Source organism: Paenibacillus konkukensis (assembly GCF_023523925.1).
Taxonomy (GTDB): Bacteria; Bacillota; Bacilli; order Paenibacillales; family NBRC-103111; genus Paenibacillus_S; species Paenibacillus_S doosanensis.
Window position 1 is genome coordinate 2896580 of record NZ_CP027059.1, and the last position, 8421, is coordinate 2905000.

Annotated in this window: 5 protein-coding genes and 2 rRNA genes (1 of these 7 running past the window's edge); 2 read left to right on the forward strand and 5 right to left on the reverse strand. The window is 52.2% G+C overall.

The window, feature by feature from the left end; all coding sequences use genetic code 11:
• Positions 1 to 188: 188 nt before the first annotated feature.
• Entirely contained in the window at positions 189 to 1010 is an 822-nt protein-coding gene (locus tag SK3146_RS12295) for a nicotianamine synthase family protein (protein WP_249865335.1), read from the reverse strand.
• A 174-nt stretch (positions 1011 to 1184) separates the two neighbouring features.
• On the opposite strand from SK3146_RS12295, the gene SK3146_RS12300 reads away from it, so the two are divergent.
• Positions 1185 to 1880, forward strand: coding sequence for a metal-dependent hydrolase (locus SK3146_RS12300; protein ID WP_249865336.1), 696 nt, complete (start codon positions 1185 to 1187; stop codon positions 1878 to 1880).
• 104 nt (positions 1881 to 1984) lie between these two features.
• Here SK3146_RS12300 and SK3146_RS12305 read toward each other — a convergent pair whose 3' ends face one another.
• Together SK3146_RS12305 and spoVB are read right to left on the reverse strand one after the other, a co-directional pair.
• A complete protein-coding gene (locus SK3146_RS12305; RefSeq protein ID WP_249865337.1) occupies positions 1985 to 3205 on the reverse strand; it encodes an MFS transporter in 1221 nt (406 codons plus the stop codon).
• Between the two features lie 194 nt (positions 3206 to 3399).
• Positions 3400 to 4956, reverse strand: a complete 1557-nt coding sequence (gene spoVB / locus SK3146_RS12310) for a stage V sporulation protein B (RefSeq protein ID WP_249865338.1) — start codon at positions 4954 to 4956, stop codon at positions 3400 to 3402.
• 215 nt (positions 4957 to 5171) lie between these two features.
• Here spoVB and SK3146_RS12315 point away from each other — a divergent pair, with 215 nt between their 5' ends.
• Positions 5172 to 5810, forward strand: coding sequence for a cysteine hydrolase family protein (locus tag SK3146_RS12315; RefSeq protein ID WP_249865339.1), 639 nt, complete (start codon positions 5172 to 5174; stop codon positions 5808 to 5810).
• A 419-nt stretch (positions 5811 to 6229) separates the two neighbouring features.
• On the opposite strand, the gene rrf is transcribed toward SK3146_RS12315, so the two are convergent.
• Both rrf and SK3146_RS12325 read right to left on the reverse strand, forming a co-directional pair.
• Positions 6230 to 6346 (reverse strand): 5S ribosomal RNA (gene rrf, locus SK3146_RS12320).
• A gap of 154 nt (positions 6347 to 6500) precedes the next feature.
• A 23S ribosomal RNA gene (locus SK3146_RS12325) occupies positions 6501 to 8421 on the reverse strand; it runs 1004 nt beyond the window's last position.

Consider the following 8421-nt stretch of genomic DNA (forward strand, 5'->3'; position numbering starts at 1 on the left):
ATGCAAAAAAAGACGCGGGTTCTGCAAATTCGGTCTTATCGAAACGGATCAAGTATTTCTGAAAAAAGGGATCGAGTGCGTCATTTTACAAAAGACGTTGATTGGATCCGTTCAAGATTATTTGAACAGAGAAAAAACGGGCACCCGAACGCTACCGGATGCCCGATCTATCTGAACAGTCAGCCACTTTAACCGACCACATGCCTCATCGCAAACCTCATAGCTTCGGCCTTCTCCAAAATCATCGTGTCGTAAATCGATTGCTCCTGACTGATCGGCGTTTGCACCCACTCCTCGGAGAAGCTCTCCTCCAGCGGATAATTGAATACGGACTTGAGTCCGTTGCCGTAGCGCAAAATAATTTTCGCCGCCGGGTTCATCGTATCCCGCAGCTCCTGAATCACTTCCAGCTTGTTTTTGACCAGAGACGCGATCCATATATGCGTAGCCTGCTTCACGAAGTCCAACTCCCGCAAGCTTTGATTGGAAAACGATACGAGCGAATCCAGTCCGGACGCCTCAGCCACTCTCCGGCCCAATATGACGGCCTCCATGTCAATGTCAACGCACATCACTTCGACACACAGCTCTTTGGCGATAGTCAAGGCCGATACGGGCAGCGCTCCCGAGCCGATGAACAGCACCTTCGACGTTGGACCCATTCCGAAAGGGGAGATTTCCTGTTTAACGGAATGAGACAGCATCTCCAAATAACGGCTGATGTCCAGCTCTCTTCTGCAAATGCAATGCGACTGGTATTTTTCCACATCGCACAGCGCCTTGACCGAGGATTCTCTCAGCTCCGCCGAATGATCGCTGATCTCCGGATGGCTCGCCCATTGATTCCAGCGCTTTTTGTTTTTCTCGCAATTCATGAATTGACATAGATGATCCAATTTATGTTGAAGCAGCTCGAAGCAGCCGCAATCTTGCTTGGAGTAATAGGTCAATTCTTTTATCTCATCGTCGAGCTTCTTAATGGACAGTAAAAACTCATCCTTGTCTTTCATCCCGGTTCCTCCGTTTCACGTACACTCCTTCGCGCAACAATAGTTACTATTTACCAATTGATTCTAAAATATCCCTGTTTTCGCACCGGATTTCTTCTTTGCGGCAGTTTGAACGGCGGCGGCCCTGTCCGTTATAATGAAGATATTGTCCAAATCTAATCATGAGGTGAGAGTATGTTAAAAGTGGAATATCACGGACACTCATGCGTCCAACTGTCTGACGGCGAGCATTCGCTGATCATCGATCCGTTTCTTACGGATAATCCGGCGGCGGTTGCCGATCCCGATTCCATTCGCGTGCAGCATGTGCTGCTGACCCATGCTCATACCGATCATATTCAAAATGCCGTTCAAATCGCCAAAGCCAACGATGCCACACTGATCGCCATTCACGAGCTAGCTACCTACATGAGCTGGCAGGGCATCAAAACAAAAGACATGAACATCGGAGGCAAGCTGTCGCTCGGCTTTGCGGAGCTGCAGATGGTGCAGGCTTTTCACAGCTCCGGCATTATCGATCACGGCAAGCAAGAGATCGTATACGCGGGAATGCCTGCCGGATTCATCATCCGCTGGAACGGGCATACGATTCTCCATGCCGGAGATACGAATTTGTTCCTCGATATGAAGCTGATCGGCGAGCGCAATGCCATTGATCTTGCATTTCTGCCGATCGGAGATTTATTTACGATGGGACCGGAAGATGCGGCCGTCGCCGCCGAATGGCTCCGCGCCAAGCTGGTCGTTCCCGTTCATTACGATACGTTCGAGCTGATCCGGCAGGACGGTGGCGCCTTCGTCGACCTGCTCCAAGCCCGCGGCATCGAGGGCAAAGCGCTCCGGCCGGGCGAGCAGATTACATTGGATTAAGCTTTCCTGCTTTCTCTCGAATAGCGCCCCAAAAAGCCTGAATGCCGTCCTTTCCTGAAGGAACAGACGGGTTCAGGCTTTTTTCTCATATTCCCGCCGATCCCTCAGTCTTCCAGCTCTACGCCTTTCGTTTCCGTTCCGAGGAAGAAAACGGCCAAAGCTCCAATAAGGATGGATGCGAAGAACAGGTAAAAAATCATCTGCAGCTCCACGCCTCTGGCCACCAGCAGACCGACAAGAAGCGGCGCGATAACGCCGCCGATGCGGCCGAAGGAAGTCGCCATACCTACTCCCGTCGAGCGCACTCTCGTCGGGTACAGCTCAGGAGTATAGGCATACAGGCCGCCCCAAGCTCCGAGATTGAAAAAAGACAAGCAGATGCCCGCCGCAATCAGCAGCCCCTCCGTCTGCGCCGTGCCGAACCAGATTGCGCTTAATGCCGTGAAGACTAAATACAGCACAAGCACGAATTTGCGCCCGAACCTCTCGATGGCATAGGCCGCGGTAAAATAACCCGGAAGCTGCGCCAGCGTCATAATGAGCACATATTGAAATCCTTTGACCAAGCCGAAGCCTTTCATCACCATCACGGTCGGCAGCCACAAAAACATGCCGTAATACGAGAACACTACCGTAAACCATAGAATCCACAGCATGACCGTAGATCGGCGGTATTTCGCCTGCCAGACCGAGGCCCACTGCTCTCTCACCGTCGGCCTGTCCGCTTCCCGGGATTGCATATACCGCTGCGGATCTTCGATAGAACGCCGCAAATAAAGTGCATACAGCGCCGGGACCGCGCCGATCAGAAATCCCGCCTGCCAGCCGTATATGGGGATAATAAAATAGGAAACGAGAGCCGCAGCCAGCCATCCCCCCGCCCAGAAGCTCTCAAGCAGAACGACGGTGCGTCCTCTCTCCTCCGCCGGAACCGTCTCCGACACCAGCGTCGAAGCTACCGGCAGCTCACCGCCCAAGCCGACTCCCGCGATAAACCGCAGCAGGCACAGCACGGCGAAGCTCGTCGCCAGCGCGGACAGCCCGCTCGCCAGCGAGAAAATAAGCAGCGTCCAGAGAAGCACCGATTTACGCCCGAAGCGGTCGGCCATATAGCCGGCGATAGCGGCTCCGAACACCATGCCGATCGAGTTAATGCTGGTGAACACCCCCACCTGCTCAGGGGTCAAATGCCATTGCACCGTCAAGGCGGCCACGACAAAGGAAATAATCCCTACGTCCATGGCGTCGAACAGCCAGCTGATTCCCATGCTGATTAATAACCGTCCCCGCTTGGAGCTGCGTACGGCCGCTGCGTTTTCCAACATGAACTCCCCCTAACGTGCCATTTTCCGTTTCTTCGCTTTAGAACATAGTATTTCCAGAGCCTGCGACATTAATCGCGGGAGCTCCCTTATGTTGTTCTTAAGCCGTTAAGCTGGCGCAAACAAAAAATCCCCCGTCTCCGGTCAGGAGAACAAGGGGACGTCAATAAATCAGGGTCAGGTCCAAGTGAATGGGATCACTTTGTAAAAAAGCCTTTGGCGGAGCCTCTCCGTTCCGAAAGCCGGACCGTATTGGTCGCCATTAAGGAAAGCAAGTACGTCAGTATTGAAACCGTAATGGCTCCCGTTACGGCCCATGGCAGGGAAAAGCCGGATTGGCTCAAAAACGCATACGCGCCTTGCCCGCAAAACGCCATCGTAATTAAACAAAGTATCGTTTTCAAATAATGACGCACATCGAGAGAAAAGCCGACATACGTCGATACCGACAAAAAATTGAGCATCGTAATGATGCAAACGCCGAAGTTAATGCCCGTCGCCACGCCGTAGATCCCCCATTTGGAGCCTAAAATGAACATCGCGATAGCCTGCAGCAAAGTGCTCATAATGAAGTTCCACATCACCGTCTTCACCCGGCCGATCCCGAGCAATATTGCATGAAGAGGATCTTCGAAGTAATGAAGCAAGAAGAACGGCGCAAGCAGCTTCAGCAAATTGCCGGCTTCCGGAGCGTGATAGAGCGTCGTCGTCAGCGGAATGGCCCACATGTAGAGCAGTATCGTGCAGGGAGCTCCGATTATAAAAGCAAGCTGAATCGCCTGATCGATTCTTTGATGGATCAAGCGCTGGTTGTTTGAAGCGTTGGCTTCGCTAATCGACGGGATTAAAGCAGTCGACAAGGAATGCATGATGAACGTCGGAAATACTAGCAGCGGAAACGCATAGCCTACGAGCAACCCGTATTGCTTGGTAGCGACCGCAGTCCCTATCCCCGCGATAGCCAGGCTTTTTATCACGAGCGTAGGCTTGAACGCCCTGTAGATCGAATTGATGAATCCTTGCCCGGTGGAAGGAAGCCCGATGTTCAGCAGCTCGTAGAGCGTTCTTTTTTTGTCCGGCAGCGGAGAACCGTCCGCGATTTGACCTCCGTGCTTTCGTTTATGAAGCATATACATGAGCAGTAAAAACAGCAAGCTGCTGCATTCCCCCATCACCGTACAGATCATCGCTCCGGCGGCCGCATACTCGATTCCGTAAGGAAGCAGCAATTGCACCAGCCCCATGATCAGAAGAATATGGACGATATTCTCGATTACATCGGAGACGGCGATCGGAGTCATGTTCTGCTTGCCGCGGAAATACCCTTTCAGTACGGACGAGATGGCGACGAGCGGAGCGATCGGAATGATCGCAAGCATTGCGTAGTAGGCTCTCTGGTCGGCCAGAACGAACGAAGCGATCCATTTGGCTCCTATGAACGTGCCTAAAGTAAGAACAATGCTGATCGTGACGGTGAGCGACAAAGATACCTGCAAAATTCGCTTTACTTTGGCCACGTCCCTCTGCGCCTCCGCTTCAGCGACGAGCTTGGAGATAGCCACCGGCAAACCGAGACTGGTTAACGTAATCATCATCGGTACCAAAGGATGAGCCATCATCAAAAGTCCGATCCCCTCCGGCCCTAAAAACCGGGCCAAAACGATGCTGCCCAAAAATCCGAGGATTCGTGTAATAAATGCGGCTGCGGTCAATATAAAGGTGCCCCGCACAAACGATGATTGTTGCTTGTCCATGTCGCGTACATCTCCATATCTATGAACTTAAAACTATTTATATTCAATATGGGCGGGATGTATGCGAACAAGCTTAACTTTACCAAGAAAGACAGTAACGGATAATAACTCCAACGAAATCATCATGCAATCACGACTTTTTCTGTCAGTATTATGAGGTTATAATGGAATTGGCTCCATAGACGGTCTATTTTATAAAAAAGAGGAGGAACGTTATGAATTACACGAGTCCGGTATGGTCCGCATCCGCTCTCATTACGATTGATACGCAAAATGATTTTACTTTGCCCGGCGCCCCTGCGGAAATCAAGGGAACCTCCCAAGTGCTGCCTAACATGAAGAGCCTGCTGGACGCTTACCGCGCCAAAGGCCTGCCTATCATTCACGTGATTCGCCTTTATAAAGAAGATGGCTCCAACGTCGACCTATGCCGCAAAGAGCTTATTGAAAACGGGGCCAAGATCGTCGCTCCGGGCTCCGAGGGCGCAGAATTGGTTCAAGAAATTCGTTCTTCCGAGTATGTTGCTCTGAAAGCCGACGAGCTGCTGCCCGGGGGTTTGCAGGCTGTCGGGCCGATGGAATGGGTGATGTACAAGCCTCGCTGGGGCGCCTTCTACCAAACCGTTCTGGAGCGATTTCTGCGGGAACGCGGGATCGATACGCTCGTATTTACAGGCTGCAACTTCCCGAATTGCCCCAGAACCTCGATGTACGAGGCGAGCGAACGCGACTTCCGGGTTGTGATGGTGGAGGACGCCATGTCGCAGGTCTATGATAAGGGCATTCAGGAAATGCGCAATATCGGTGTCCTTGTTTGCGGTACGGGTGATGCACTTCGTGCAATTTCTTTATAGCGGAGGAGAGGAGTGTTTCCTCCCTTCCTTGATATGTAAATTCTCTCACAAAAAGGATGAAAATTTGATATTTTTCTATACCCATGTGATATCCCGTAGCTCAAGGAGGAGGTGCAAAGTAGAATGAATCCGCTGCTTTGGCAAAGCCATCTCGACGGAGTTGTCTGTTTCCGAGTCGGCCTCTTTGCTTCGTAATCTTCAATGCACAGAACCAATCCCCCAAAAGTGACGTGATGCTCTGAAGCATATTCCGTCCGCATCCAGCTTATGCTGGATCGGCGTCTAACCATTCCGCTGGGATCGTTCTATGGGTAGACATTACTTTCCGGGGAGCCCCCCGATATCCACAGGATATTGCTGCGCATCATTTCCTAAACAATAAAAAAAGCAGCTGATCTGCGTAAGATCAACTGCTTTTTGCTTGGCGACGTTCTACTCTCCCAGAACCCTTCGGTTCAAGTACCATCGACGCTGGAGGGCTTAACGGTCGTGTTCGAGATGGGAACGCGTGGTTCCCCTCCGCCATCATCACCAAACGGTGTAGCTTGTTCAAGGCTTGCGCCTTGAAAACTAGATACGAAACTCGTGCGCGTTGTTGAGCAATGGTTATTTGTTCTTCCCGGTTTGTTTCCGGGCCCCGAGAAAGTATTTGGAATCAGCTTCGAAGCTTCTCTTCACTTTCTTGGGAACTAGGTTAAGCCCTCGACCGATTAGTATTCGTCAGCTCCACACGTTGCCGCGCTTCCACCCCGAACCTATCTACCTCGTCGTCTTCAAGGGGTCTTACTTACTGGGAAATCTCATCTTGAGGGGGGCTTCACGCTTAGATGCTTTCAGCGCTTATCCCGTCCGTACGTAGCTATCCAGCCATGCTCCTGGCGGAACAACTGGTACACCAGCGGTACGTCCATCCCGGTCCTCTCGTACTAAGGACAGCTCCTCTCAAATTTCCTACGCCCACGACAGATAGGGACCGAACTGTCTCACGACGTTCTGAACCCAGCTCGCGTACCGCTTTAATGGGCGAACAGCCCAACCCTTGGGACCTACTTCAGCCCCAGGATGCGATGAGCCGACATCGAGGTGCCAAACCTCCCCGTCGATGTGGACTCTTGGGGGAGATAAGCCTGTTATCCCCAGGGTAGCTTTTATCCGTTGAGCGATGGCCCTTCCATTCGGTACCACCGGATCACTAAGCCCGACTTTCGTCCCTGCTCGACCTGTTTGTCTCGCAGTCAAGCTCCCTTCTGCCTTTGCACTCTTCGAATGATTTCCAACCATTCTGAGGGAACCTTGGGGCGCCTCCGTTACGCTTTAGGAGGCGACCGCCCCAGTCAAACTGCCCACCTGACACTGTCCCCATACCGGATCTACGGTACCAGGTTAGAACTCCGATACGATCAGGGTGGTATCCCAACGTCGCCTCCACACAAGCTGGCGCTCATGCTTCTTAGGCTCCCACCTATCCTGTACAGATCGTACCAAAGTCCAATATCAAGCTGCAGTAAAGCTCCATGGGGTCTTTCCGTCTTGTCGCGGGTAACCTGCATCTTCACAGGTATTAAAATTTCACCGGATCTCTCGTTGAGACAGCGCCCAAGTCGTTACGCCATTCGTGCGGGTCAGAATTTACCTGACAAGGAATTTCGCTACCTTAGGACCGTTATAGTTACGGCCGCCGTTTACTGGGGCTTCGGTTCATAGCTTCGGGATTGCTCCCTAACCACTCCCCTTAACCTTCCAGCACCGGGCAGGCGTCAGCCCGTATACTTCGCCTTGCGGCTTCGCACAGACCTGTGTTTTTGCTAAACAGTCGCTTGGGCCTTTTCACTGCGGCCCCCTCGGGCTATTCACCCTACCGAGGCACCCCTTCTCCCGAAGTTACGGGGTCATTTTGCCGAGTTCCTTAACGAGAGTTCTTCCGCGCGCCTTAGCATGCTCTGCTCGCCTACCTGTGTCGGTTTGCGGTACGGGCACCTTCTCCCTGGCTAGAGGCTTTTCTTGGCAGCCTGAACTCATGACCTTCGCTACTGTTATTTTCACTCCCCATCACAGACCAGCCTGTGCGATGTGCGGATTTGCCTACACATCAGCCTCTCTGCTTGGACGGGCATCCATCAGCCCGCGTCACTATCCTTCTGCGTCACCCCATCGCTCATAACGGTTCACGGTGGTACAGGAATTTCAACCTGTTGTCCTTCGACTACGCCTTTCGGCCTCGCCTTAGGTCCCGACTTACCCTGAGCGGACGAGCCTTCCTCAGGAACCCTTAGGCTTTCGGCGGATCAGATTCTCACTGATCTTTTCGTTACTCATACCGGCATTCTCACTTGTGTACTGTCCAGCGCTCCTTACGGTACACCTTCAACCTATACACAACGCTCCCCTACCAGAGTAGATAAAATCTACAATCCATAGCTTCGGTGGTGTGTTTAGCCCCGTTACATTTTCGGCGCAGAGTCACTCGACCAGTGAGCTATTACGCACTCTTTCAATGGTGGCTGCTTCTAAGCCAACATCCTGGTTGTCTGCGCAACTCCACATCCTTTCCCACTTAACACACACTGGGGGACCTTAGCTGATGGTCTGGGCTGTTTCCCTCTTGACAATG